Raw genomic sequence first — 24,742 nt, forward strand, 5'->3', positions numbered from 1 at the left:
GCCACCAGGAAGGTGGCGTACGCCGCGGGCGTCAGAGCTTCGTCCAGGCCTCCGTCAGCACCGTGCGCAGGATCTGCTCGATCTCGTCGAACGTCGACTGGTCGGAGATCAGCGGCGGCGCCAGCTGTACGACCGGGTCGCCGCGGTCGTCGGCGCGGCAGTACAGCCCGTTCTCGTACAGAGCCTTGGAGAGGAAGCCGTACAGGACGCGCTCGGTCTCCTCGTCCGTGAACGACTCCTTGGTGACCTTGTCCTTGACGAGCTCGATGCCGTAGAAGAAGCCGTTGCCCCGTACGTCGCCGACTATCGGCAGGTCGTGGAGCTTGCGCAGCGTCGAGAAGAAGGCGTCCTCGTTGTCCAGCACATGCTGGTTGAGACCCTCACGCTCGAAGATGTCGAGGTTGGCCAGGCCGACGGCCGCCGAGACCGGGTGACCGCCGAAGGTGTAGCCGTGCAGGAAGGTGTTGTCACCTTCGTAGAAGGGCTCGGCGAGACGGTCGGAGATGATGCAGGCGCCGATCGGTGAGTAGCCCGAGGTCATGCCCTTGGCGCAGGTGATCATGTCCGGTACGTAGCCGAACTTGTCGCAGGCGAACATCTTGCCGAGCCGGCCGAACGCACAGATGACCTCGTCCGAGACGAGCAGCACGTCGTACTGGTCGCAGATCTCGCGGACCCGCTGGAAGTAACCCGGCGGGGGCGGGAAGCAGCCACCGGCGTTCTGCACCGGCTCCAGGAAGACGGCGGCGACCGTGTCCGCGCCCTCGAAGAGGATCTGCTGTTCGATCTGGTCCGCGGCCCAGCGGCCGAAGGCCTCCGGGTCGTCGCCGTGGAGCGGGGCGCGGTAGATGTTGGTGTTCGGCACCTTGTGGGCGCCGGGGACCAGCGGCTCGAACGGTGCCTTCAGGGCCGGCAGCCCGGTGATGGACAGCGCTCCCTGCGGCGTGCCGTGGTAGGCGACGGCGCGCGAGATGACCTTGTACTTGGTCGGCTTGCCCTTCAGCTTGAAGTACTGCTTGGCGAGCTTCCAGGCGGTCTCGACCGCCTCGCCGCCGCCGGTGGTGAAGAAGACCTTGTTGAGGTCCCCGGGCGCGTAGTGGGCCAGCCGCTCGGCGAGCTCGACCGCCTTGGGGTGGGCGTAGGACCACACGGGGAAGAAGGCGAGCTCCTGAGCCTGCTTGTAGGCGGTCTCGGCCAACTCGTGGCGCCCGTGGCCCGCGTTGACCACGAACAGGCCGGAGAGGCCGTCCAGGTAGCGCTTGCCCTTGTCGTCGTAGATGTAGGTGCCCTCACCACGCACGATGGTGGGCACGGGTGCGTTCTCGTACGACGACATGCGGGTGAAATGCATCCACAGGTGGTCGTAAGCGGTTTTGGAGAGGTCCTTGCTCACGGCTATCGGGTTCCCCACATGTAGGTCTGCTTCTTCAACTTGAGGTAGACGAAGCTCTCGGTGGAGCGCACGCCGGGGAGCGCGCGGATCCGTTTGTTGATGACGTTCAGGAGGTGGTCGTCGTCCTCGCAGACGACCTCCACCATCAGGTCGAAGGAGCCCGCGGTCATCACCACGTACTCGCACTCGGCCATCTCCGTGAGCGCGTCGGCCACGGAGTCGAGGTCGCCCTCGACGTTGATGCCGACCATCGCCTGGCGCAGGAAACCGACGGTCAGTGGGTCCGTCACGGCAACAATCTGCATGACCCCTTGGTCGAGCAGCTTCTGGACGCGCTGGCGTACGGCCGCCTCGGAGAGGCCGACGGCCTTGCCGATCGCGGCGTAGGGGCGCCGTCCGTCCTCCTGAAGCTGTTCGATGATCGCGAGGGACACGGAGTCGATCGCCGGCGACGATCCGTTTCCGTGCCCGTTCCTGGGGTCTGCGCTACGACTGGCCACGCGCTCACTGTGCACCGCGACTCGTCTGTCTCGCAACCCTCGATCGATGAAATTCGTTGTGACAGGGTCGGAATATGACTGAATCCGAAGTTGGGAGGGGTCGGGTCTGTCGAAAGCGTCAGCAGAACGCTTAAGGTGGGGTGTCTCACCCATCGGACATCCGGCATGACTTCTGTAAGGAGGGGTGGCAGTGACCACCGAGCTGCGCCGTCTGCGTAACTACATCAACGGGGAGTTCCGGGACGCGGCCGACGGACGGGCCATCGAGGTGGTCAACCCGTCCACGGGCGAGGCCTACGCCACGTCCCCGCTTTCCGGCCAGGCCGACGTCGACGCCGCCATGGAGGCCGCCGCCGCGGCGTTCCCCGCCTGGCGCGACACCACCCCGGCCGAGCGCCAGAAGGTGATGCTCAAGATCGCGGACGCGATCGAGGAGCGCGCCGAGGACCTGATCGCCGCCGAGTCGGAGAACACCGGCAAGCCGCTGGAGCTGACCCGCACCGAAGAGATCCCGCCGATGGTGGACCAGATCCGCTTCTTCGCGGGTGCGGCGCGGATGCTCGAAGGCCGCTCGGCCGGCGAGTACATGGACGGTTTCACCTCCATCGTGCGGCGTGAGCCTGTCGGCGTCTGTGCGCAGGTCGCGCCGTGGAACTACCCGATGATGATGGCCGTCTGGAAGTTCGCCCCGGCGCTCGCAGCGGGCAACACCGTCGTACTGAAGCCGTCGGACACCACCCCCGCCTCCACACTGCTGATGGCGGAGATCATCGGCGCGATCGCGCCCAAGGGCGTCTTCAACGTCATCTGCGGCGACCGCGACAGCGGGCGCACGATGGTCGAGCACGCGACCCCGGCGATGGTCTCGATCACCGGCTCCGTACGGGCGGGGATGCAGGTCGCCGAGTCCGCTTCCAGGGATCTCAAGCGGGTGCATCTGGAGCTGGGCGGCAAGGCGCCCGTCGTGGTCTTCGAGGACCTCGACAGCGAGGCGATCGCCAAGGCCGTCGAGGAGATCTCGGTGGCCGGCTACTTCAACGCCGGGCAGGACTGTACGGCGGCGTGCCGGGTCCTGGTGCACGAGTCGATCCACGACGAGTTCGTGACCGAGCTGGCCAAGGCCGCCGCCGGCACCAGGACCGGTGCTCCCGACGACGAGGACGCGCTGTACGGGCCGCTGAACAACGCCAACCAGCTGAAGCACGTCTCGGGCTTCATCGAGCGGCTGCCGGCCCATGCCAAGGTCGAGGCGGGCGGTCACCGGGTCGGCGACAAGGGGTACTTCTACGCGCCGACCGTCGTCTCGGGGCTGAAGCAGGACGACGAGATCATCCAGAACGAGGTGTTCGGGCCGGTCATCACGGTCCAGTCGTTCTCGGACGAGGCGCAGGCGCTGGAGTACGCGAACGGGGTCGAGTTCGCCCTCGCGTCCTCGGTGTGGACGAAGGATCACGGGCGCGCGATGCGCATGTCCAAGAACCTGGACTTCGGCTGTGTGTGGATCAACACGCACATCATGCTGGTCGCGGAGATGCCGCACGGCGGCTTCAAGCAGTCGGGCTACGGCAAGGACCTGTCGGCGTACGGCTTCGACGACTACACGCGTATCAAGCATGTGATGACATCGCTCGACGCGTGAGGTTCGAGGGCTGACACGTCGGATCGACGGGCCGTCGCCGCGACGGGACGGGCCTGTTGACACCTCGGCTCCTCGACTCGTCAACTCGTGGCAACGTCGCCCGAGTTACTTTCTCCGGGGCGGGGCACGGACACACTGGTGGTCCGTGCCCCGTCCCGTCCTTTGTGGACCGTTTCTGAGAAGGTCGCGAACATGACCCACATACACGTGCACGGCGAACGGGTGGGCCCCGCCGTGACTCTGGGGCTGCTGGCGGCCTGGGCTCTGCACGATGCCGAGGAACTGGCCACCGGGCCCCGCTGGATCAGCGAGAACCTGCCCGTACTGCGGGAGCGGTTCCCCGGCGCGCCGGAGCCGGTGTGGAGTGCCATGGCCGCTGTGGGGCCGCGTGAGTTCGCCGTGGCCGTGGGGGCGATGGCCGGCTTCGTGGGCTCCGCGGCCGTCGCGGGGCACCGTACGGGAGGCCGGTCCGGCTTCTACCAGGGGGCGCTGGACGGATTCGGACTGCACGTTCTGGTGCACCTGGCCCAGGCCGCCGCCGTACGGGGATACACGCCCGGATCCGTCACGTCGCCGCTGAGCGTGGTGCCGTTCACGCTGTGGGCGCGGGGGCGGCTGCGGCGGGCCGGGGTGCTGAAGCCGGCGCGGGCGCGCGACGTCGCGTTGGGGCTGGCCGTGGCCGCGGGCGCCACCGCGGCCTCGCACGCCGTCGCCCGCAGGGTGGTCGGGGGTCGCTGAACTCGGGCCCCGTTCGTGGCAGTTGCGGCGAGCAGGGGGCCCGGGAAGCCGAGCCCTCGGCGGCGGGGCCCGCCCCGTCCGGCCCCCGCCACCCGGGCCCCCGCCCCGTCGTCCCTATGCCTCCGGCCGGTCCGGTCGACCGGCGCGCAGCAGCTTCGCGAGCGTGTCGATGCGGTTGGTGGTGATCGAGTCGACTCCCGCCCCCACCAGGCGCCGCATGCTCCGCCCCGTGTCCGCCGTCCAGGCGGAGACCAGCAGCCCGTCGCGGTGGACCCGCTCGGTCAGTTCCCGGCTCACCAGGCCGAAGCGGTAGTTGAGCCAGCGAGGCCGTACCGCTTCGAGCAGTACGGGGCGTGGCGGGGACAACGACTGCCACGTCATCGCGATCTCGGCGGCCGGGTCGGCGTCGCGCACGGCGAGCATCGCGTCGGCGCCCGCGCAGTAGTACACCCGATCCGCCGCGCCGCATTCGCGCACCGTCCCGACCACCGCGCGCACCGTCGCCGCCGTGGCGCTGGGCAGATCGATCATCAGGCGCGCGGTCGCCACCGGCTCCGGCGCCAGCAACACCTCCTGAAGCGCCGGCACACCGCCGCGTGTCAGGGTGCGCAGCTCGGCGTGAGTGACGTCCGCGAGCGCCCCGTCATGCCCCCAGAGCCGTTTCAGCGAGGAGTCGTGCAGCAGGACGGGCACCCCGTCGCGCGTGACGCGTACGTCGATCTCGACGGCGTCCGCGCCCCGTTCCAGGGCGGATCGGACCGAGGGAAGGGTGTTCTCGCGGACGCGGTACGGATCTCCTCGGTGCCCGACGGCCACGACGGAGCGCAGCAGCGCGTCGCCGACACCGCCCGCGGCGCCCCGTGCGGCCGTCACCTGGCGAGCCACTGCGCGGTGTACGTGTCGATCTCGGCGGTCAGCCGGTTCTTGCCGGCCTGGTCGAGGAACGACGCCTCGACGGCGCTCTTCGAGAGCCCCGCCACCCCCCGCTCGTCCAGCTCCAGCAGCCGCGCCGCGACGGCGTACTCCTTGTTGAGGTCGGTGCCGAACATGGGCGGGTCGTCGCTGTTGACCGTCACGAGTACGCCCGCGGAGACCAGCGTCCTGATCGGGTGCAGTTCGAGGTCGGTGACCGCCCGCGTGGCGATGTTGGAGGTGGGGCAGACCTCCAGAGGGATGCGGTTCTCGGCGAGGTACGCCATCAACTCCGCGTCCTGGGCGGAGCTGATGCCGTGACCGATCCGTTCGGCGCGCAGTTCCTTGAGCGCGTCCCACACCGTTCCGGGCCCCGTCGTCTCACCGGCGTGCGGTACGGAGTGCAGTCCCTCGGCGATCGCCCGGTCGAAGTGGGGCTTGAACTGGGGCCGCGGTACGCCCACTTCCGGCCCACCGAGACCGAAGGACACCAGACCCTCGGGGCGGAGATCGACGGCGAGCCGCAGAGTCTCGTCCGCGGCCTCCAGACCGGCCTCGCCGGGGATGTCGAAGCACCATCGCAGTACGACGCCGAACTCGGCCTCGGCCGACTTGCGGGCGTCCTCGATCGCCTCCATGAACGCCTCGGCGGGGATGCCGCGCCGGGTCGAGCTGAAGGGCGTGATCGTCAGCTCGGCGTAGCGGATGTTCTGCCGGGCCATGTCGCGGGCGATCTCGAACGTCAGCAGCCGGACGTCCTCCGGGGTACGGAGCAGATCCACGACGGAGAGGTAGACGTCGATGAAGTGCGCGAAATCGGTGAAGACGAAGTGGTCGGCCAGCGCCTCGGGGTCGGTCGGTACCTTGGATTCGGGGTGCCTGGCCGCCAGTTCGGACACGATACGGGGCGAGGCCGAGCCGACGTGATGGACATGCAGTTCGGCCTTGGGCAGCCCTGCGATGAAGGGATGAAGGTCGGTCATCGGGTCCTCCGCGTACTGAGCGGCGGCGGAAAGGGTGTCGCCGTCCGCCGGGCAGGACGTCCCCCTGCCCAGGGCTTTACCGGTCGGTGGCCATCGTAGGCGGGGCGGACGGCGCGCTCGGCAGAGGCCTTAGCATGACGGAATCACGATGGGGGAGGACCATGTCAGACAGCAGCCCGCAGCCACCGGGCGCCAACGAGCCGAGCGATCCGTGGGCGCCGCCGGAGCGCCGGGTGCCGTTGGACAAGCTCGCGCAGGCGTCGAACCCCGTCCAGGACCAGCCGCCGGTCACGCCTCTTCATGACCAGTCGACCGTCACGTCGATGCCCATTGCGGGGCCCCAGCCGGGCGCCGTCGGCGCCACGGGCGCCGGGCCCGTCTCGGGAGCCGTACCGCCGCCACCGATAGCCCCCGGGGGGCCGGCCCCGACGACTTCCGGTCCGTACGGCTACCCGAGCGCGCCCGTGGCGGCCACCCCGTACCCGGGCTCCTCCTATCCCGGATACCCGGGACACCCCGGCTATCCGGGGTACGGCCAGGGCGGCTGGCAGGCCGGCCCGGCGAACGGCATGGGCGTCGCGGCGATGACGCTCGGGATCCTCTCCATCTGTCTGTTCTGCCTGTACGGCATCGTGGGCATCGTCCTGGGCGTCCTCGCCGTGATCTTCGGCGTCGTCGGCAGGAAGCGCGCCGAGCGGGGTGAGGCCACCAACGGTGGTCAGGCGCTCTCCGGAATCATCATGGGCACCATCGGCATCGTCATCGGCGCGGTCGTCATCGGACTGATCGTCTGGGGCATCACCGACGCGATCAACGATGACAACAACGACTACGACTACGACAGCGGCACCGACGGCTACTCCGCCATGCTTCTCGTGGACTCCGACCGCTGATCCCATCAGAACCTGACACGCCCCGCTCCGGCGGTCGATGAGGCAGTCGGCGGGCGACGGCGCGACGTCAGGCGCCCGCCGCCTCCGCGCGGAGCCGTTCACGCGCCTCCATCAGGGCGAAGCCCAGCAGATTGATCCCGCGCCAGCGCGCCGGATCCAGCGCCCTCTCGTCATCCGCGGCCAGTCCGATGCCCCAGATCCGGTCCATCGGGCTGGCCTCGACGAGGACCCGGTCGCCGGTGCCCAGCAGGTACTCGCGCAGTCGGGCGTCCTGCCGGAACTTGTGGACGCTGCCTTCCACGACGATGCCGGACCGCTCGCGCTCCCACACGGCCTCGTCGAACCCCCGCACCAGCCGCCCGGCCTTCTTCGCCGACGCCGGAGCGGAAGCGGTCAGAGCCTTTCGCTCGGCCTCCTTGTCGTCGAAGAGCCGGGCCTTGGCCGCCATCATCCAGTGCTCCGCCGTCGCGTACTCCACCCCCTCGACCGTGAACGGTGACGGCCACCACTGGCTGAGACAGCTGGCGCCGATGACGCCGTCCCGCCGCGGGGCGTGCCCCCAGAAGTGCAGATAGTTGAGCCTCTCGCCGCGACCCGTACGGTCGATCAGCTCGGCAACCGTGATCATCCCCATGCACGCGAGTCTGGCAGTCACCACTGACAGTCCGTGTGCCGATCGAGCCGTTGCAGCGACACATGGTCAACCGATTCCGTCGCGTAACCAAAAGGCAACAACGGAATCACTTGTTGGACGCCCCGCGCTCTGTCAGTATCGGCACTCAATTCGAGCCAGAACAACAACCACGGCGTCGGAACGACTGGAGCGACGACAGCCGGAACACGGAGGGCGCCATGGGCAACCGCTTCCCCGCACGGGAGCGTTTCGCGGACGGTGCGCAGTTCATCGACGGGCGGCTGCGTCACGGCACCTCGGGCCGCACGCACGCTGTGGTCGACCCTGCGACGGGCGAGGAACTGCTCACGTACGAACTGGCGGGCGCGGCCGACGTCGACGCGGCCGTCGCCGCGGCGCTCGCGGCGTATCCGGGCTGGGCCGGCGCCACTGTGGGGGAGCGTTCCGACGCACTGCACCGTTTCGCCGCCGTACTCGCCGATCGGGCCACGGAATTCGCGGAGGCCGAGTCGGCGCAGTGCGGCAAGCCCATCAAGCTCTCCACGGAGTTCGACGTTCCGGGAACCGTCGACAACGCCGCCTTCTTCGCGGGCGCGGCCCGTCATCTGGAAGGCGCGTCCGCGGGGGAGTACAGCGGCGACCACACCTCCTACGTACGACGTGAGCCGATAGGCGTGATCGGCTCCATCGCTCCCTGGAACTATCCGCTGCAGATGGCCGCCTGGAAGATTCTTCCGGCGGTCGCCGCGGGCAACACGATCGTGCTCAAGCCCTCCGAACTGACGCCCTTCACCTCACTGATGTTCGCCCAGGCCGCACAGGAGGCGGGCATCCCCGACGGTGTGATCAACATCGTCAACGGGGCGGGCGCCGACGCGGGGGAGCGCCTCGTGGGCCACCCCGACGTCGCCATGACCTCCTTCACGGGCTCCACCGCCGTCGGCAAGCGCGTCGCCGAGATCGCCACGTCCACCGTCAAGCGGCTCCATCTGGAACTCGGCGGCAAGGCCCCGTTCCTGGTCTTCGACGACGCCGACCTGGAGGCAGCCGTCCAGGGCGCCGTCGCGGGCTCGCTCATCAACACGGGGCAGGACTGTACGGCCGCCACCCGCGCCTACGTCCAGCGTCCGCTCTACGACGCCTTCGTGAGCGCCGTCGCGGCGCTGATGGAGACGGTGCGCCTCGGCGACCCGTTCGCCCCGTCGACCGATATGGGGCCGCTGATCTCGCACGCGCACCGCGACCGGGTCGCCGGCATCGTCGACCGGGCGCGCGCATACGCCCGCGTCGTCACCGGCGGCGGCGCGCCGGACAGCGACGGTCCGCACGGCCACGCCCTGGAGGGCGGCCACACGGTGCGCGCCGCCCTCGCCGACGGCGCGTACTACCGGCCCACCCTCGTCGTGGACGCCCCCCAGGACAGCGAGATCGTCCAGTCGGAGATCTTCGGCCCCGTCCTGGTCGTCCTGCCCTTCGACTCCGACGACGAGGGCATCCGTCTCGCCAACGACACCCCTTACGGCCTCGCGGCATCCGTCTGGAGCCGCGACGTGTACCGCACGGGGCGTGCCACCCGCGAGATCAAGGCCGGCTGTGTCTGGGTGAACGACCACATCCCGATCATCAGCGAGATGCCGCACGGCGGCTACAAGTCGAGTGGTTACGGAAAAGACATGTCGGCGTACTCGTTCGAGGAGTACACACAGGTCAAGCATGTGATGTACGACAACACCGCGGCCGTCAGGAAGGACTGGCACCGCACGATCTTCGGGGACCGTCTCTAACTCTCCTCACCCTCTCCTCACCCGAAAGGGCACCGCCCATGGAGCAGTACGAGCCCGACCGTCTCTCGGCGGCCCAGATAGCCGCGACGCGTCGCAGCCTCAGCAACGGCAGAGGTGCGCTCAGCCGCCGTTCGCTGCTGCGTGCCACCGGCGCCGGGGCGCTGACCATCGGCGGCGTGGCAGGTCTCGCCGCCTGCGGGATCCCGCCCGCGAAGAGGGAGGGTGACGGCCTCGCGTCCACCGATCACTCGGCGAAGGAGAAGCGCGTCGTCTTCTCCAACTGGACCGAGTACATGGACGTCGGCGAGAACGAGAAGGGCTATCCCACCCTGGAGGCGTTCACGAAGCGCACCGGGATCCAGGTGAAGTACACGGCGGACATCAACGACAACGTCGAGTTCTTCGGCAAGATCCAGCCGCAGCTCGCGGCCGGCCAGGACACGGGGCGCGATCTGATCTGCGTCACCGACTGGCTCGCCGCCCGCATCATCCGGCTCGGCTGGGCGCAGAAGCTCGATCCCGCCAACCTGCCCCACGCGTACGCGAATCTCTCCCAGCAGTTCCGCTTGCCCGACTGGGATCCGGGGCGCGCCTACACCTATCCGTGGACCGGTATCCCCTCCGTGATCGCCTACAACACCAAGGCGACGGGGGGCCGCAAGATCGAGTCCGTGTCGCAGTTGCTCGACGACCCGGACCTCAAGGGGCGGGTGTCGTTCCTCTCCGAGATGCGCGACTCCATCGGACTGACGCTGCTCGACATGGGCAAGGACCCGGCGTCGTTCTCCGACGACGACTTCGACGGCGCCGTCGCCCGTATTCAGAAGGCCGTCGACAAGAAGCAGATCCGCCGCTTCACCGGCAACGACTACACGGCGGACCTCAGCAAGGGCGACATCGCGGCGTGCGTCGCCTGGGCCGGTGACATCGTGCAGCTCCAGGCGGACAATCCGGACGTCCAGTTCGCCATCCCGGAGACCGGTTACATGATCTCCAGCGACAATCTGCTGGTACCGGCGAAGGCACGGCACAAGACCAACGCCGAGAAGCTCATCGACCACTACTACGAGCTCCCCGTCGCCGCGCAGCTCGCGGCGTACATCAACTACGTCTGCCCCGTCGAGGGCGTCCGTCCGGAGCTCGCGAAGATCGACGAGTCGATGGCGTCCAATCCGCTGATCCTCCCGGACGCGGCGATGGCCTCGAAGTCCCACGCCTTCCGCTCACTGAGCAGTGAGGAAGAGACGGCGTACGAAGAGAAGTTCGCCAAGCTCATCGGCGCCTAGGCCACCGGCTCACCGGCTCACCGGACCACCTGGTCGTACGCGGCAGGGGTCCCAGAGGCCCCGTCCGCTCCGTTCCTCTCCTCCCAAGCCCCCGGGATCGTTACCCATGACTGAGACCGCATCCACCGACCGGGGCGGCGACGACGTCCGCCTCACCGGGATAAGCAAGTCGTACGGCTCCTTCCACGCCGTGAAGCCCCTCGACCTCACCGTCCCCGAAGGCTCCTTCTTCGCCCTCCTCGGCGCCTCGGGCTGCGGCAAGACCACCACGCTGCGGATGATCGCCGGCCTGGAGGACCCGACCACCGGATCGGTCTTCCTCGGCGACCGGGACGTCACCGGTCTGCCGCCGCACAAGCGCCCCGTCAACACCGTCTTCCAGAGCTACGCGCTCTTCCCGCACCTCGACATCTACGAGAACGTCGCCTTCGGCCTGCGCCGTCGGGGCGTCAAGTCGGTGAAGAAGCAGGTCGGCGACATGCTCGACCTCGTACAGCTCGGTGACTACGCGAAGCGCAAGCCGCACCAGCTCTCCGGCGGGCAACAGCAGCGCGTCGCCGTGGCCCGCGCGCTCATCAACCATCCGAAGGTGCTGCTGCTCGACGAGCCCCTCGGCGCGCTCGACCTCAAGCTGCGCCGCCAGATGCAGCTTGAGCTCAAGCGCATCCAGACGGAGGTCGGCATCACCTTCGTGCATGTCACGCACGACCAGGAGGAGGCCATGACGATGGCCGACACGGTCGCCGTGATGAACGCGGGGCGGGTCGAGCAACTCGGCGCACCGGCGGAGCTGTACGAGAATCCGCAGACCACCTTCGTCGCCAACTTCCTCGGCACCTCCAACCTCATCGAGGCCGATGTCGCGGAGCGGACCGGCGACGAGCTGGTGGTGACGTCGGCGGGCGTGAAACTGAGGCTGCCCGCCGACCGCTGTACGGCGCGGGTGACGGACGGCGGGCGGCTGCTCGTCGGGGTGCGCCCCGAGAAGATCTCCCTCGCGCACGCGGACGACGAGGGCTCCATCCCCGCGGGCCGCAACCGGATCACCGGGCGCATCGTCGACTCCAGCTTCATCGGGGTCTCGACCCAGTACGTCATCGACAGCCCCGTATGCGCGGAGTTGGAGGTGTACGCGCAGAACATCGAGCGCGACGGCCGGCTCGCTCCGGGGGCCGAGGTGGTCCTGCACTGGAACCCCGCGCACACCTTCGGGCTCGACGCGGACCAGGACATCGACGCGGGCGTCAAGACGGTGGACGAGGAGGGGGCGTGACCGCCACGGCAGCACCACCGGCGCCACCCACACCACCGGTCACCGACGCGGCAGTACGCAAGGTTCCGCGCCGTAAACGCCTCGTCCCGTACTGGCTGCTGCTGCCCGGCATCCTGTGGCTGCTGGTCTTCTTCGCGCTGCCGATGGTCTACCAGGCGTCGACCTCCGTACAGACGGGCTCCCTGGAGAAGGGCTTCGAGGTCACCTGGCACTTCCAGACCTACTGGGACGCGCTCCAGGAGTACTACCCGCAGTTCGTGCGCTCCCTGCTGTACGCGGGCACCGCCACCGTCCTGTGCCTGCTGCTCGGCTACCCGCTGGCGTACCTCATCGCGTTCAAGGCCGGCCGCTGGCGCAACCTCCTGCTGGTCCTCGTCATCGCCCCGTTCTTCACGAGCTTCCTGATCCGTACGCTCGCCTGGAAGACGATCCTGGCGGACGACGGCGCCGTGGTCGGGGCGTTGGACACCCTCCGGGTGCTGGATGTCACCAGTTGGCTCGGCTGGACGGCCGACGACCGCGTCCTGGCCACGCCCATGGCCGTCGTCTGCGGCCTCACGTACAACTTCCTGCCGTTCATGATCCTGCCGCTCTACACGTCGCTGGAGCGGATCGACGGACGGCTGCACGAGGCGGCCGGAGACCTCTACGCGAGGCCGCTGACGACCCTCCGGAAGGTTACCGTCCCGCTGTCCATGCCGGGCATCGTCTCCGGCACGCTGCTCACCTTCATCCCGGCGAGCGGCGACTACGTCAACGCGGAGCTGCTCGGTTCCACCGACACCAAGATGGTCGGCAGCGTGATCCAGAGCCAGTTCCTACGCGTGCTCGACTACCCGACGGCGGCGGCTCTCTCGTTCATCCTCATGGCGGTCGTGCTGGTCGTGGTCACCGTCTACATCCGCCGTTCAGGGACGGAGGACCTGGTCTGATGCGCTGGATCCGACGCAATGTGGTCGTCGTCGCGGGCCTGCTCACGCTCGCGTACATGATCCTTCCGAACCTCGTCGTGATGGTGTTCTCCTTCAACAAGCCGAAGGGGCGGTTCAACTACGCCTGGCAGACGTTCTCGCTGGACGCCTGGAAGGACCCGTGCGGCGTCGCGGACCTCTGCGGGTCGCTGACGCTCTCGTTCCAGATCGCCGTCTGGGCGACGATCGGGGCCACCGTCCTCGGCACCATGATCGCCTTCGCGCTGGTGCGCTACCGCTTCCGGGCGCGCGGGGCGATCAACTCGCTGATCTTCCTGCCGATGGCGATGCCCGAGGTCGTGATGGCCGCCTCGCTGCTGACCCTGTTCCTGAACATGGGGGCGGAGTTGGGCTTCTGGACCGTCCTCATCGCCCACATCATGTTCTGCCTCAGCTTCGTGGTGACGGCCGTCAAGGCCAGGGTCATGTCCATGGATCCGAAGCTCGAGGAAGCGGCGCGTGACCTGTACGCGGGGCCGGTGCAGACCTTTGTACGGGTCACCCTGCCGATCGCGGCACCGGGCATCGCGGCGGGCGCGCTGCTCGCCTTCGCCCTGTCGTTCGACGACTTCATCATCACCAACTTCAACGCCGGTTCGTCCGTCACCTTCCCCATGTTCGTCTGGGGATCGGCACAGCGCGGCACGCCGGTGCAGATCAACGTCATCGGGACCGCGATGTTCGCCGTCGCGGTACTGATGGTGATCGGCGGCCAACTGGTCGGTAACCGGCGCAAGAAGGCCGCGACACCCTGAGCAGGACCCGAAGGAGATGGAAGACATGGCCCCTGGAGCCATGCGTACAGCCGCCGCCTCACTCACCGACGCGCAGCCCGTCGCCTACTGGCTCGACGATCCCGGCAGGCCGGGCACGGTGCCCGCGCTCGCGGGCGACGAACGCTGCGACCTGCTCGTCGTCGGCGGCGGCTACAGCGGTCTGTGGACCGCGCTCCTCGCCAAGGAGCGCGACCCACGCCGCGACATCGTCCTGATCGAGGGCCGTGAGGTGGGCTGGGCCGCCTCCGGCCGTAACGGCGGCTTCTGCTCCGCCTCCCTCACCCACGGCCTCGCCAACGGGCTCGGGCGCTGGCCCGGCGAGCTGCGGAGGCTGGAGGCGCTCGGCGAGCGCAATCTCGACGGCATCGAGTCGGCGGTCGAGCGCTACGCCATCGACTGCGACTTCGAGCGCACCGGTGACATCGCCGTCGCCACGGAGCCGCACCAGCTCGGGGATCTGCGAGAGCTGTACCACAAGGCGACCGCGGCCGGCCTCACCGGTCTGGACCTCCTGGACGCCGAGGCGGTCCGCGCGGAGGTCGACTCGCCGACGTTCCTGGGCGGCCTGTGGGACCGGCGCGGCGTCGCCATGCTGAACCCGGCCAGGCTCGCGTGGGGGCTGAAGCGGACCTGTCTGGACCTCGGTGTACGGATCTACGAGAACACGCCCGGTCTCGAACTGGCCCGCTCCGGTGCCGGTACGGCCGTCCGCACGCCGTACGGGCGCGTCATGGCCCGCCACGTCGCGCTCGGCACGAACGTCTTCCCGTCCCTGGTGCGGCGCGTGCGGCCGTACACGGTGCCCGTCTACGACTACGCGCTGACGACCGAGCCTCTTACGGAGGACCAGCTCGGCGCCCTCGGCTGGAAGAAGCGGCAGGGGCTCAGCGACGGCGCCAACCGGTTCCACTACTTCCGGATCACCGCGGACAACCGCATCCTGTGGGGCGGCTACGACGCGATCTATCCGTACGGAGGGCGCATCGACCCCGCCCTCGACCACCGGCCGGAGACCTACCTCAAGCTCGCCGCGCACTTCTTCGAGTGCTTCCCTCAGTTGGAGGGCCTGCGGTTCAGCCACGCGTGGGGCGGGGCCATCGACACCTGCTCACGGTTCTCCGCCTTCTTCGGTACGGCGCACGGAGGGCGGGTCGCGTACGCCGCCGGGTACACCGGCCTCGGCGTGGGCGCGACGCGCTTCGGCGCCGATGTGATGCTCGATCTGCTCGCGGGGGAGCGGACGGAGCGGACGGGGCTGGAGATGGTCAGGACGAAGCCGGTGCCGTTCCCGCCTGAGCCGGCCGCGTGGGCCGGTATCGGGCTCACCAAGTGGTCGCTCGCCCGCGCGGACGCCAGGGGCGGACGGCGCAATCTGTGGTTGAAGGCGATGGACCGGGTGGGGCTGGGCTTCGACAGCTGACGCTCAACCTGGCGTGGCCCCGTGGTGACCGTGGTGATGTGATCCACATCACCACCAACTGTCGCCCCGAACTCGCGTAATGATCCGGCGCGGCCTTCCTCTCCCTCTGTGGACGCACTGTCCGACAACGTGGAGCGGAGGCCGCATGATGACTGACTCGGGGGCCCACCCGGGGGCGAGGACCGCGCTGGAGTGGCTGGCGTCGGTGGCGCCGGATCCCGACGCCTGCCGCTCGGAATGGGAGCTGGACCCGCACGGGGTCACTCTCCTGCCCGCCGGGAAGCGCTGGGACGTCCTGATCCTCCCCGGTGGGCTGGGGTACCCGACGCTCGACGTGATGACCCGGCTCGTGGACCGGCCCGGCCCCGTCCTGGCCGATTTCGGCGACGCGCGCCTCGGGTTCTTCGTGCCGCCGGGCACCGTCGCCCGCTGGATCGGTACGGGGGTACGGGGGGCGGGAGACGGGACCTGGATCGTCGTCCCTTATCCGGGGCGAACCGGCGGCGGTGTCCGCTGGCTGGTGCCGCCCGACGGCTCCGGCACGCTCGCCGATCCGCTGCTGCTCGAACTCGCGATGCACGAGGCGGCGGCCGGGATCGCGGGGGATGCCGGTGGCGGCGGTGCGGGCGGCGTGGGCGGCCGAGGCGGGGGCGGCGGTCGCGAGGGCTGAGCGCTGAGGGCTCTGGACTGGGGTGGCGAGCCCGGCCCCGTCGGAGCACCGGGCACCAGGGGGATCGGAGCACCTGGGCGCCAGAGGTCTTGACAAGCTGATTGGTCTGGACCATGTTGTGCCCGGCTCGGTCACTCAAATCCGCCCCGCCCGGAGGCAGTTGTGAAACGCAACAGACGACCTTCTCGGTACCTCAGATTCGTGGCCGCGCTCGCGGCGGCCGTACTCACCGCAGGTGGTCTCGTCGTGTCCGCCGAGACGGCGCGCGCGGCCGACGTGGACGTCGCCACCAACGGCGGCTTCGAATCCGGCCTCACCGGCTGGAGCTGTACGGGCGGCAGCGGCGTGATCGTCAGCACCCCCGTTCACGGCGGCACCTCCGCGCTGAAGGCCACTCCGGCGGGCAGCGACAACGCGAAATGCACCCAGACCGTCACGGTCCGGCCAGACTCCGCGTACACGCTGAGCGCCTGGGTCCAGGGAAGCTACGTCTACCTCGGAGCCGCGGGCACCGGCACCACGGACGTATCGACCTGGACCCCGTCCGCGCCGAGTTGGCAGAAACTGACCACCTCGTTCCGCACCGGCCCGGCCACCACGTCCGTGACCCTCTACACGAACGGCTGGTACGGCACCCCCGCCTACCACGTCGACGATCTCGGTCTCGTCGGGCCCGGAGGGGAGACGGGGCAGCCGCCCGCCGTCCCCGCGGGGCTCAGAGCCTCCGCGGTCACCGCGTCGTCGGTCGGCCTCGCCTGGTCCCCCGTCGCGGGCGCGACCGGCTACACGGTGCACCGTGACGGCGCCCCGGACGTGAATGTCACCGGCACGGCGACCACCGTCACCGGACTCGGCCCGGCGACCGCCTACAGCTTCCAGGTATCGGCCACCAACGCCGCGGGCCGCTCCGCGCGCTCCTTGGCCATCACCGCCACCACCCAGGCCGGCGGCGGAGGCGGAACCGGGGCGGACCTGCCCGCCCACGCCCTGGTCGGCTACCTCCACTCCAGCTTCGCCAACGGCTCCGGCTACACCCGCATGTCCGACGTGCCCGCCTCGTGGGACGTCATCAACCTCGCCTTCGGCGAACCGACATCGGTCACCTCGGGCGACATCCGCTTCAGCCTCTGCCCCGTCGCCGAGTGCCCGAACGTCGAATCCCCCGCCGAGTTCGAGGCCGCCATCAAGGCCAAGCAGGCCGCGGGCAAGAAGGTCCTGATCTCCATAGGCGGCCAGAACGGTCAGGTGCAGCTCGCCTCGACCGCCGCGCGTGACGCCTTCGTCAGCTCCGTATCCAAGATCATCGACGAGTACGGTCTCGACGGTCTCGACATCGACTTCGAGGGCCACTCGCTCTCCCTCAACAACGGCGACACCGACTTCCGCAACCCCACCAGCCCCGTCATCGTCAACCTGATCTCCGCCGTGAAGAGCCTCAAGGCCAAGTACGGGGCGGACTTCGTCCTCACCATGGCGCCCGAGACGTTCTTCGTGCAGCTCGGCTACCAGTTCTACGGATCCGGCCCCTGGGGCGGCCAGGACCCGCGCGCCGGGGCGTACCTCCCCGTCATCCACGCCCTGCGCGACGACCTCACCCTGCTGCACGTCCAGGACTACAACTCCGGGCCGATCATGGGGCTGGACAACCAGTACCACTCGATGGGCGGCGCCGACTTCCACATCGCGATGACCGACATGCTGCTCACCGGTTTCCCGGTCGCCGGTGACACCACCAAGGTCTTCCCGGCGCTGGACCCGGGCCAGGTGGCGATCGGGCTCCCGGCGTCGACGCAGGCGGGCAACGGCCACACCACACCGTCAGAGGTGAACAAGGCCCTGGACTGCCTGACGAAGAAGACCAACTGCGGGTCGTACCAGACACACGGAACGTGGCCCGCGCTGCGTGGGCTGATGACGTGGTCGATCAACTGGGACCGCTTCAACCAGTGGGAGTTCTCGCGGAACTTCGACGCCTACTTCGGAGGCTGAACCGGACGAGCCGATCTGCCCCCGCGTCCTACTTGTCGCCCGCCCCCGTGCCGGCGGCCCCGCGGTTGTCGATCCACCGCAGGGCCGCCACCAACAGGACCAGCAGCATGCCGCAGAGCAGCCAGCTGCCGAGGACGTCCAACGGCCAGTGGTAGCCACGTAGAACGAGTCCGATGCCCGTCGCCGCACTGAGCACCACGGCGACGGGCATCGCCCACGCGCGCCCCGTACGGTGCCCCGTCAGGGGCCTCAGCAGCAGCGCGGCCCCGCAGTAGACGACCATCGCCGTCGCCGTGTGACCCGACGGGTAGTAACCGGAGTCGACCGTGAGCGGCCCCGTGCGGTCGGTCCACAGCTTGAGCGGCATGACGAGTACCGGAACGGCGACCATGGCCAGCGCGACCGCCGCCGCTCGCGCACTGTGCCCCCGCCAGGCCGCGTAGCCGACCGCGACGGCCAGAACGGGCACGGCGACCGGCAGCCCGCCGAGATCGGCGAGGGACTCCGTCAGCCAGGCGGGGCCGTGCCTGAAGGCCGTACGGCCCAGGTGCTCGTCGGCGTCACGGAGCGGGCCACCGGCGACGACCTGCCAGGTGACGAGTGCGAAGAGAACGGCACAGAGGGCGAACGCCCCGAAAGGAAGGAGTGATCCGAAGGGACCGACGGAGCCGAAGCGCCCGGAAAGGAATGTCGGCCGCCCCGGAACAGGGGGGGTAGTTCCGAGACGGCCGCCGGGACCGGGTCGCCGCGCGCCCCGGGGGGTTTGGGGCGGGCGGCCGTCCGATCGGTGAGGAATTCCGGAGCTGGATGCTCCAGCGCGCCCGAAGACGCGGCCAAGACGGGGCTGGGGACGCGCCGCCGTGGGATCGCCCGCAGTCTCCTGCGAGCGGGGTGTTTCTTTCATCTGCCGAAACCGTACGTCAGGGCCGTGAGGTCCGACAGCGGGAAGGTGAACCCGCCATCGGCCCCGCACAGCTTCTTCACAGGCCCCTCCCCGTGACCCGCACCGTATGGGGCGGTGGAGCCTTCCGTACGGAGGCGGCCCCGACAGGCGGTCAGAGTCCGGCGAGCGCCTGCTCCAGAATGTCCAGGCCTTCCGTAAGGAGGTCCTCACCGATCACCAGCGGCGGCAGGAAGCGGAGCACGTTGCTGTACGTGCCGGTGGTGAGCACCAACAGCCCTTCCATGTGGCACGCCTTGGCCAGCGCTGCCGTCGCCTCCGGGTTCGGTTCCTTGGTGTCCCGGTCCTTGACCAGTTCGAGCGCGAGCATCGCGCCGCGGCCCCGTACGTCGCCGATGACGTCGAACTTCTCGGCCATCTCCTTGAGACGAGGCTTCATGATCTCCTCGATGCGCCTGGCCTTCGAGACGAGGTCGAGCTCGCGCATTGTCTCGATCGCACCGAGCGCGGCGGCGCAGGCCACCGGGTTTCCGCCGTACGTACCGCCGAGGCCGCCCGAGTGCGGGGCGTCCATGATCTCCGCACGGCCCGTGACGGCGGCGAGCGGCAGGCCGCCCGCGATGCCCTTCGCCGTGGTGATCAGGTCCGGTACGACGCCCTCGTCCTCGCACGCGAACCACTGCCCCGTCCGGCAGAAACCGGACTGGATCTCGTCGGCCACGAAGACGATGCCGTTGTCCTTGGCGAACTTCGCGATCGCGGGGAGGAAGCCCTTCGCCGGCTCGATGAAGCCACCCTCGCCGAGCAGCGGCTCGATGACGATCGCCGCGACGTTCTCCGCGCCGACCTGCTTGCTGATCTCGTCGATGGCCTGGGCGGAGGCCTCGGCGCCGGCATTCTCCGGGCCGGTCGGCCAGCGGTAGCCGTACGCCACGGGGACGCGGTAGATCTCCGGGGCGAACGGACCGAAGCCGTTCTTGTACGGCATGTTCTTCGACGTCAGCGCCATCGTGAGGTTCGTACGGCCGTGATAACCGTGGTCGAAGACCACGACCGCCTGCCGCTTGGTGTAGGAGCGGGCGATCTTCACGGCGTTCTCGACGGCCTCGGCGCCCGAGTTGAACAACGCGGACTTCTTGGCGTGGTCGCCCGGGGTCAGCTCGGCGAGCTGCTCACAGACCTCCACGTAGCCCTCGTACGGCGTGACCATGAAACAGGTGTGGGTGAAGTCGGCGAGCTGGGCGGTGGCGCGGCGTACGACGGCCTCCGCCGAGGAACCGACGGACGTCACGGCGATGCCGGATCCGAAGTCGATGAAACTGTTGCCGTCCACGTCCTCGACGACGCCGCCACTCGCGCGGGCGGCGAAGACGGGCATCACGGACCCCACGCCGGCGGCGACCGTGGCGGTACGGCGGTTCTGCAGCTCCAGTGACTTGGGGCCGGGGATCGCGGTGACGACGCGCCGCTCCTGCGGGATTGCGGTCATGAGGGGCTCCTGGGGGTGGTTCCGGACGCTACGTGTCTCGCGTTCTCGCATCTGCCTTCACTTCGCAGGCTAGGGGCGGAGGAGGGCGGCGGGCATGCGCCGTTCGGGAGTAGCGAGGGCGTGTCGTTGTCCGTCACGGACATACGGGGCGGTGGGCCGCTTCAGCACGCCGAAGGGCCGGCGATCAACACTCCGTACGGCCGGAACGGTGAACTCCCCCTGCGCGGGCACTAGATTGAGGCGTGTACTGAGCGGACCTGGCTGGTCAGGGGACAGGGGTTCATGAACACCGACGGCACGCACGACTCACGCGGCACACGAGCCAATCCCGTGCCCCGTCCGGCAGGGCCACCGCCCCAGCCGTCCACCCCGCCGCCGTCGGCCCCGCCACCCGCCGCCGCCCCGTGGGCTTCGCCCGTCGTCCCGCCCGCCTCCTCCGCCCCGTCGGAGCACGCCGCCCCGCCCGCGTCCCCGGCGCTGCCCCCCTCGCCGGCCCACGCGCCCGCGCCGGGCATCGGCGCCTCCGTGGCCGACTGGCTGCGGATCCCCCGGCCCCAGGCGGAGCCCGGCATCTGGCGTCTCGGCCACCGTCCGCGCCCGCCGGAGGAGCCCGACCAGGTACCGGCCCGCCAGCTGTTCAGCGGCGCACTCGTCGCCTACCTCTGCGGCTGGCTCGTCTGGTCACTCCTCTGGAACGGCTATCTGGGCGGGTGGTGGATCTTCGGCGACAGGTGGTGGCTGCTGCCGATCCAGTGGTTGACCCCCGAGAGCTGGCGGTCGAGAGACAGCGCCAACGTCGAGCTGTACGTCGTGACCAGCTATCTGTACTACGCCCTCGTCATCGGTCTGCTCGCGGTCGGCTTCGGCAGGATCGGCAACTGGAACGAGGTCTGGCGGCGCTACGGGATCCCACTGTGGCCGCTCTTCGTACTACTGCCGGGCTTCTGGCGCGAGATGCCGCGCACCGTCGACTGGCTCACCACGGTGTCGAACATCTACTACGTGCTGCTCGTCGCCGCCGTCATCTCGGTCGTCGGGCGCGTCGGTACGTGGCCACCCGTACGGCGACGCCTCGGCATGGCCACCCCGGACGAAACTCCCCCGCCGCCGTCCGCCGAGGCCGACCCCGCCGACTGGCCCGAACTGCGCGCCGCCGGACTCACCGAGGCCGCCGCCAGGCTCGCCGAAGCCGTGCACCGGGGCACGCTCAGCGACGTCGACTACGCGCGCATCCGCCGCGCCTGGCAGGGCGTCCGTACCCGGCCGGAACGGCTGCCCGCCTTCACCGACACGGTCCGCGCCCACGGGGCGGGCGCCTGCGCCCACCCTTCGGGTGTACGTGACCTGCCGCTGCGTACCGCGAGCCACGACCTCGCCACCGGACAGGTCAGGATCGGCACTGCCGCAGACCACCCGCGCAACCCGTACGCGCGGCGCACCACCGGCGTCGCGCTGGAACCCGTACTGCTCGGTACGTCGCTGCTGGCCGTCGGTCCCGCGGGCTCCGGCAAGACGGTCAGGCTGGTCCGCCCTGTCGTCGAGTCGCTCTGCCTCCAGGCCCTCGCCAACCGCGCCGCCGTCGTCGCGGTCACCGCCTACGGGGCGGCGCTCGCCCCCGACGACTCCTTCGACCTCGTGATCGCCGTCGGCCGCCCGGCCGCCACGCACGACCTCGACCTCTACGGAAGCGCCGACGATCCCGACGAGGCCGCCAGGACGCTGTCGGAAGCCCTCGTGGGGGACCTGGCGGCCGGTCTGCCCGGCGGCGACAGCCGAAGGGCCGCCACCGCGCTCGCGCAGCTCATCGGCCCGTACCGCAGTGTCCACGGGCGCTTCCCCGCCGTCCCGGAACTGCGGGAACTGATCGGCGGTTCCCCTGCGGCCGTTCAGGCCCTGCGGACCGAGCTTGAGACGTCCGCCGCCCCCGGCGCCGCCGCCCAGTTGCGGGAGCTCGACGCACGCGAGCGGCAGTCGGCGCGCGGCGACGACATCGGCGTGCTCCTCGCCGAACGGCTCGCCTTCCTCGACCGGCCCGCCTTCGCCGACTTCTTCCGTACGGACGGCAGCGGCCGGTCCTTCTCGCTGCGGGCCATCGAGCATCCACTGAGGGTCAGGGTCGACCTCCCCGAACGGGGCCACGCCGAGGCGTCACGGATCATCGCCCGCCTCCTCCTCGCCCAGTTCACAGACGCCGCGCTCGCCCGCGCGGACCGCTCCCTCTTCGCCTGCCTCGTCCTGGACGACGCGACGTACACCGTGACGGGGGACTCCGTACGAGCCATCCAGCGACTCCGCTCGGCGAACGCCGGAGTGGTCCTGGCGCTGCGTACCTTGGAGGACGTTCCCGACCCGCTGCGCGGTCCGCTCCTCGGCGCCGTGGGCTGCCGCATGGCCTTCTCCGGGCTCGGCCCGTGGGACGGCGGACGGTTCGCGGAGAGCTGGGGCACCGAGTGGGTGCAGACCCGCGACGTCACCAACCGGCAGATCATCTCCGACGAGCCGCTCACGAAGGCGGTGCACTTCATGCGGCGCCTGGTGACCGGCAAGGCGGCCACAGCCGAGGCGGTTACGGTGCGGGAGGTGGAGCGGGAACGCTGGTCGGCCTCCGAACTGGCCCATTCCGTGCCGGCGGGCCACGCCGTGCTGTCGCTGACCACGGTCGGCGGGGAGCACGTGCCGCCCATGCTGGTGGATCTCCGTACCTGAGAGCACGGCGCTCAGGTGGGTCCTTGGTGCGTAGGTGATGTCGGCGACGCGGCCAGGTGTGCCGTGCCGCGTACCGGCCGCCGCGACCTGGCTCGCACCCCTGTTCCCGTACACCCTGGCAGAATTGATGTAAGCCGTTCTACGAGACGGCGAAAACGTCCCTCGTCCTCCTCATGAAGGTCCTACGGTCCGCCATGCCGCCCACCCTCGCCTCGCTCCTCCAGCATTCGGCGCTCAAGCTCACCGTGCGCGCGGGGGCGGACCGGCTCGATACGCCGGTGCGATGGGCCCACGTCAGTGAACTGGAAGACCCGGTGCCGTACATGGACGGCGGCGAACTGCTGCTCGTCACCGCCGTCACGCTGCACGCCGAGGACCCGGACGCCATGCGCCGCTACGTACGGCGCCTCGTCGGCGCGGGCGTCGTGGGACTCGGCTTCGCCGTCGGCGTCAACTACGAGGACATCCCGGACGCCCTCGTCGACGCCGCACGCGCCGAGGACCTGCCACTGCTCGCCGTGCCACGCCGTACCCCCTTCCTGGCCATCAGCAAGGCCGTCTCGGCGGCCATCGCGGCGGACCAGTACCGGGCGGTCACGGCGGGCTTCGAAGTGCAGCGGGAACTGACCCGCGCGGCGCTCTCCGAAGGCCCCGCCGCGCTGCTGGCCCGGCTCTCCGCGCACGTCGACGGCTGGGCCGCCCTCTACGACGCCACCGGCGCCGTGATCGCCGCCGCGCCCGACTGGGCCGCCCGCCGCGCCGCCCGCCTCACACCCGAGGTGGAACGGCTACGGAAACGCCCCGCGCCCGCCAGCGCCGTGGTCGGCGATACGGACGACCGGGTCGAACTCCAGTCGCTGGGCAGCGGCAGACGCGTACGGGGCGCGCTCGCCGTCGGTACCGGGGCGGCGCTTGGCACGGCGGAGCGGTACGCCGTGCACTCGGCCGTCGCCCTGCTGACGCTCACCACCGAGCGGTCGCGCGCGCTCCAGGAGGCCGAGCAGCGGCTCGGCTCCGCCGTGCTGCGGATGCTCCTGTCAGGACAGCCCGACCACGCGCGGGCGGTAGCGGGAGATCTGTACGGAGGGTTGCTTGACGCCCCCTTCCGGCTGCTCATCGCGGAGCCGGCCGAGTCGGCGACCGAGCCCCGGGATCCGGCCACCGCCCATCCACTCCAGTCGCTGACCGACTCGCTGGAGGCGTCGGCGGCGCACGGAGGGGAGGCGGTGCTCGCCGTGCCCGACGGAGAGAAACGGCTCGTCGTGCTCGCGGCGGACGCGGGCGCGGTCGCCGTCGCCTGCGAGACGTACAAGGAGCAGGAGGCCGAGGAGGCCGGGGTGGTCATCGGTCTCTCGGCCCCGACGGGGCCGATCGCGGCCGCCGGTGCGTACAAACAGGCCGAGCAGTCCCTGTCCGTCGCGCGCCGACGGGGCCGCGCCCTGGTGGAGCACGAGGAACTGGCCGCCGGTTCGCTCCTGCCCCTCCTCGCCGACGACGCCGTGCGCGCCTTCGCCGACGGCATGCTGCGCGCACTGTACGAACACGACGCCAAGGGGCGCGGCGACCTGGTGGAATCCCTCAGGGCCTGGCTCTCGCGCCACGGTCAGTGGGACGCGGCGGCGGCCGATCTGGGGGTGCACCGTCACACGCTGCGCTACCGCATGCGCCGCGTGGAGGAGATCCTCGGCCGCACGCTGGACGACCCGGACGTCCGGATGGAGCTCTGGCTGGCGCTGAAGGCCACCTCGGCGACACCACCCTCGGGGCCCTGAGGTTCAGCGGCCC

At 70.0% G+C, this 24,742-nt stretch carries 21 protein-coding genes; 14 read left to right on the forward strand and 7 right to left on the reverse strand.

All coding sequences use genetic code 11. The features are described 5' to 3' along the window. Positions 1-31: 31 nt before the first annotated feature. Positions 32-1,411, reverse strand: a complete 1,380-nt coding sequence (locus tag SSPS47_RS25220) for an aspartate aminotransferase family protein (RefSeq protein ID WP_147878246.1) — start codon at positions 1,409-1,411, stop codon at positions 32-34. Then, on the reverse strand, positions 1,396-1,908 hold the full coding sequence (locus tag SSPS47_RS25225; RefSeq protein ID WP_147878245.1) for an Lrp/AsnC family transcriptional regulator: 513 nt from the start codon (positions 1,906-1,908) through the stop codon (positions 1,396-1,398). Before SSPS47_RS25225 ends, SSPS47_RS25220 begins: the two co-directional genes overlap by 16 nt. A 175-nt stretch (positions 1,909-2,083) precedes the next feature. Here SSPS47_RS25225 and SSPS47_RS25230 point away from each other — a divergent pair, with 175 nt between their 5' ends. Both SSPS47_RS25230 and SSPS47_RS25235 read left to right on the forward strand, forming a co-directional pair. Continuing rightward, positions 2,084-3,532, forward strand: a complete 1,449-nt coding sequence (locus SSPS47_RS25230) for a gamma-aminobutyraldehyde dehydrogenase (RefSeq protein ID WP_164252980.1) — start codon at positions 2,084-2,086, stop codon at positions 3,530-3,532. 192 nt (positions 3,533-3,724) lie between these two features. Then, complete coding sequence (locus tag SSPS47_RS25235; RefSeq protein ID WP_164252981.1) at positions 3,725-4,270, forward strand: HXXEE domain-containing protein; 546 nt, start codon at positions 3,725-3,727, stop codon at positions 4,268-4,270. Positions 4,271-4,384: 114 nt separating this feature from the next. Here SSPS47_RS25235 and SSPS47_RS25240 read toward each other — a convergent pair whose 3' ends face one another. Next, positions 4,385-5,098, reverse strand: coding sequence for a glycerophosphodiester phosphodiesterase (locus tag SSPS47_RS25240; protein WP_164254973.1), 714 nt, complete (start codon positions 5,096-5,098; stop codon positions 4,385-4,387). A gap of 41 nt (positions 5,099-5,139) precedes the next feature. After that, a complete protein-coding gene (locus tag SSPS47_RS25245; RefSeq protein ID WP_164252982.1) occupies positions 5,140-6,165 on the reverse strand; it encodes an adenosine deaminase in 1,026 nt (341 codons plus the stop codon). A gap of 161 nt (positions 6,166-6,326) precedes the next feature. Here SSPS47_RS25245 and SSPS47_RS25250 point away from each other — a divergent pair, with 161 nt between their 5' ends. Beyond that, on the forward strand, positions 6,327-7,058 hold the full coding sequence (locus SSPS47_RS25250; protein WP_164252983.1) for a DUF4190 domain-containing protein: 732 nt from the start codon (positions 6,327-6,329) through the stop codon (positions 7,056-7,058). Positions 7,059-7,125: 67 nt separating this feature from the next. On the opposite strand, the gene SSPS47_RS25255 is transcribed toward SSPS47_RS25250, so the two are convergent. Beyond that, positions 7,126-7,686 (reverse strand): NADAR family protein, encoded by a 561-nt coding sequence (locus SSPS47_RS25255; protein WP_164254975.1) that lies wholly within the window; start codon positions 7,684-7,686, stop codon positions 7,126-7,128. A 224-nt stretch (positions 7,687-7,910) separates the two neighbouring features. Between SSPS47_RS25255 and SSPS47_RS25260 the strand changes: the two genes are divergently transcribed. The 8 genes from SSPS47_RS25260 (at position 7,911) to SSPS47_RS25295 (ending at position 17,861) form a co-directional block, all read left to right on the forward strand. Next, complete coding sequence (locus SSPS47_RS25260) at positions 7,911-9,476, forward strand: gamma-aminobutyraldehyde dehydrogenase (protein WP_164252984.1); 1,566 nt, start codon at positions 7,911-7,913, stop codon at positions 9,474-9,476. Positions 9,477-9,514: 38 nt separating this feature from the next. Beyond that, positions 9,515-10,762 carry a spermidine/putrescine ABC transporter substrate-binding protein gene (locus SSPS47_RS25265; RefSeq protein WP_164252985.1) on the forward strand — a complete coding sequence of 416 codons (1,248 nt, stop codon included), beginning with the start codon at positions 9,515-9,517 and terminating at the stop codon, positions 10,760-10,762. Between the two features lie 106 nt (positions 10,763-10,868). Further along, positions 10,869-12,035 carry an ABC transporter ATP-binding protein gene (locus SSPS47_RS25270; RefSeq protein ID WP_164252986.1) on the forward strand — a complete coding sequence of 389 codons (1,167 nt, stop codon included), beginning with the start codon at positions 10,869-10,871 and terminating at the stop codon, positions 12,033-12,035. Beyond that, complete coding sequence (locus tag SSPS47_RS25275; RefSeq protein ID WP_164252987.1) at positions 12,032-12,967, forward strand: ABC transporter permease; 936 nt, start codon at positions 12,032-12,034, stop codon at positions 12,965-12,967. The genes SSPS47_RS25270 and SSPS47_RS25275 overlap by 4 nt, the downstream gene beginning before the upstream one ends. After that, positions 12,967-13,761 carry an ABC transporter permease gene (locus SSPS47_RS25280; protein ID WP_147878236.1) on the forward strand — a complete coding sequence of 265 codons (795 nt, stop codon included), beginning with the start codon at positions 12,967-12,969 and terminating at the stop codon, positions 13,759-13,761. Before SSPS47_RS25275 ends, SSPS47_RS25280 begins: the two co-directional genes overlap by 1 nt. 25 nt (positions 13,762-13,786) lie before the next feature. Beyond that, positions 13,787-15,202, forward strand: coding sequence for an FAD-dependent oxidoreductase (locus SSPS47_RS25285; RefSeq protein ID WP_164252988.1), 1,416 nt, complete (start codon positions 13,787-13,789; stop codon positions 15,200-15,202). Between the two features lie 148 nt (positions 15,203-15,350). After that, entirely contained in the window at positions 15,351-15,872 is a 522-nt protein-coding gene (locus SSPS47_RS25290; RefSeq protein WP_164254977.1) for a hypothetical protein, read from the forward strand. Positions 15,873-16,034: 162 nt separating this feature from the next. Beyond that, positions 16,035-17,861 (forward strand): glycoside hydrolase family 18 protein, encoded by a 1,827-nt coding sequence (locus tag SSPS47_RS25295; protein ID WP_164252989.1) that lies wholly within the window; start codon positions 16,035-16,037, stop codon positions 17,859-17,861. Between the two features lie 28 nt (positions 17,862-17,889). Here SSPS47_RS25295 and SSPS47_RS36280 read toward each other — a convergent pair whose 3' ends face one another. Then, complete coding sequence (locus SSPS47_RS36280) at positions 17,890-18,330, reverse strand: phosphatase PAP2 family protein (RefSeq protein ID WP_343234902.1); 441 nt, start codon at positions 18,328-18,330, stop codon at positions 17,890-17,892. Positions 18,331-18,384: 54 nt separating this feature from the next. Between SSPS47_RS36280 and SSPS47_RS36285 the strand changes: the two genes are divergently transcribed. Beyond that, on the forward strand, positions 18,385-18,510 hold the full coding sequence (locus tag SSPS47_RS36285) for a hypothetical protein (protein ID WP_343234903.1): 126 nt from the start codon (positions 18,385-18,387) through the stop codon (positions 18,508-18,510). Between the two features lie 406 nt (positions 18,511-18,916). Here SSPS47_RS36285 and gabT read toward each other — a convergent pair whose 3' ends face one another. Beyond that, positions 18,917-20,251 carry a 4-aminobutyrate--2-oxoglutarate transaminase gene (gene gabT, locus SSPS47_RS25305; RefSeq protein ID WP_164252991.1) on the reverse strand — a complete coding sequence of 445 codons (1,335 nt, stop codon included), beginning with the start codon at positions 20,249-20,251 and terminating at the stop codon, positions 18,917-18,919. Positions 20,252-20,533: 282 nt separating this feature from the next. On the opposite strand from gabT, the gene SSPS47_RS25310 reads away from it, so the two are divergent. Together SSPS47_RS25310 and SSPS47_RS25315 are read left to right on the forward strand one after the other, a co-directional pair. After that, on the forward strand, positions 20,534-22,957 hold the full coding sequence (locus SSPS47_RS25310) for an ATP/GTP-binding protein (RefSeq protein ID WP_164252992.1): 2,424 nt from the start codon (positions 20,534-20,536) through the stop codon (positions 22,955-22,957). Positions 22,958-23,151: 194 nt separating this feature from the next. After that, entirely contained in the window at positions 23,152-24,729 is a 1,578-nt protein-coding gene (locus SSPS47_RS25315) for a PucR family transcriptional regulator (protein ID WP_164254980.1), read from the forward strand. The last annotated feature ends 13 nt before the right edge of the window (positions 24,730-24,742 follow it).

The sequence above is a fragment of the Streptomyces sp. S4.7 genome (assembly GCF_010384365.1).
Lineage (GTDB): Bacteria > Actinomycetota > Actinomycetes > Streptomycetales > Streptomycetaceae > Streptomyces.

Excerpts from the sequence above, each read along its gene's own strand:
- SSPS47_RS25290 (WP_164254977.1), top strand. The coding sequence starts at position 15,351 with ATGACTGACTCGGGGGCCCACCCGGGGGCGAGGACCGCGCTGGAGTGG.
- SSPS47_RS25280 (WP_147878236.1), top strand. The coding sequence starts at position 12,967 with ATGCGCTGGATCCGACGCAATGTGGTCGTCGTCGCGGGCCTGCTCACG.
- SSPS47_RS25255 (WP_164254975.1), bottom strand. The coding sequence starts at position 7,686 with ATGATCACGGTTGCCGAGCTGATCGACCGTACGGGTCGCGGCGAGAGG.
- SSPS47_RS25270 (WP_164252986.1), top strand. The coding sequence starts at position 10,869 with ATGACTGAGACCGCATCCACCGACCGGGGCGGCGACGACGTCCGCCTC.
- gabT (WP_164252991.1), bottom strand. The coding sequence starts at position 20,251 with ATGACCGCAATCCCGCAGGAGCGGCGCGTCGTCACCGCGATCCCCGGC.
- SSPS47_RS25285 (WP_164252988.1), top strand. The coding sequence starts at position 13,787 with ATGGCCCCTGGAGCCATGCGTACAGCCGCCGCCTCACTCACCGACGCG.
- SSPS47_RS25265 (WP_164252985.1), top strand. The coding sequence starts at position 9,515 with ATGGAGCAGTACGAGCCCGACCGTCTCTCGGCGGCCCAGATAGCCGCG.
- SSPS47_RS25260 (WP_164252984.1), top strand. The coding sequence starts at position 7,911 with ATGGGCAACCGCTTCCCCGCACGGGAGCGTTTCGCGGACGGTGCGCAG.
- SSPS47_RS25315 (WP_164254980.1), top strand. The coding sequence starts at position 23,152 with ATGCCGCCCACCCTCGCCTCGCTCCTCCAGCATTCGGCGCTCAAGCTC.
- SSPS47_RS25250 (WP_164252983.1), top strand. The coding sequence starts at position 6,327 with ATGTCAGACAGCAGCCCGCAGCCACCGGGCGCCAACGAGCCGAGCGAT.
- SSPS47_RS25245 (WP_164252982.1), bottom strand. The coding sequence starts at position 6,165 with ATGACCGACCTTCATCCCTTCATCGCAGGGCTGCCCAAGGCCGAACTG.
- SSPS47_RS25235 (WP_164252981.1), top strand. The coding sequence starts at position 3,725 with ATGACCCACATACACGTGCACGGCGAACGGGTGGGCCCCGCCGTGACT.
- SSPS47_RS25310 (WP_164252992.1), top strand. The coding sequence starts at position 20,534 with ATGAACACCGACGGCACGCACGACTCACGCGGCACACGAGCCAATCCC.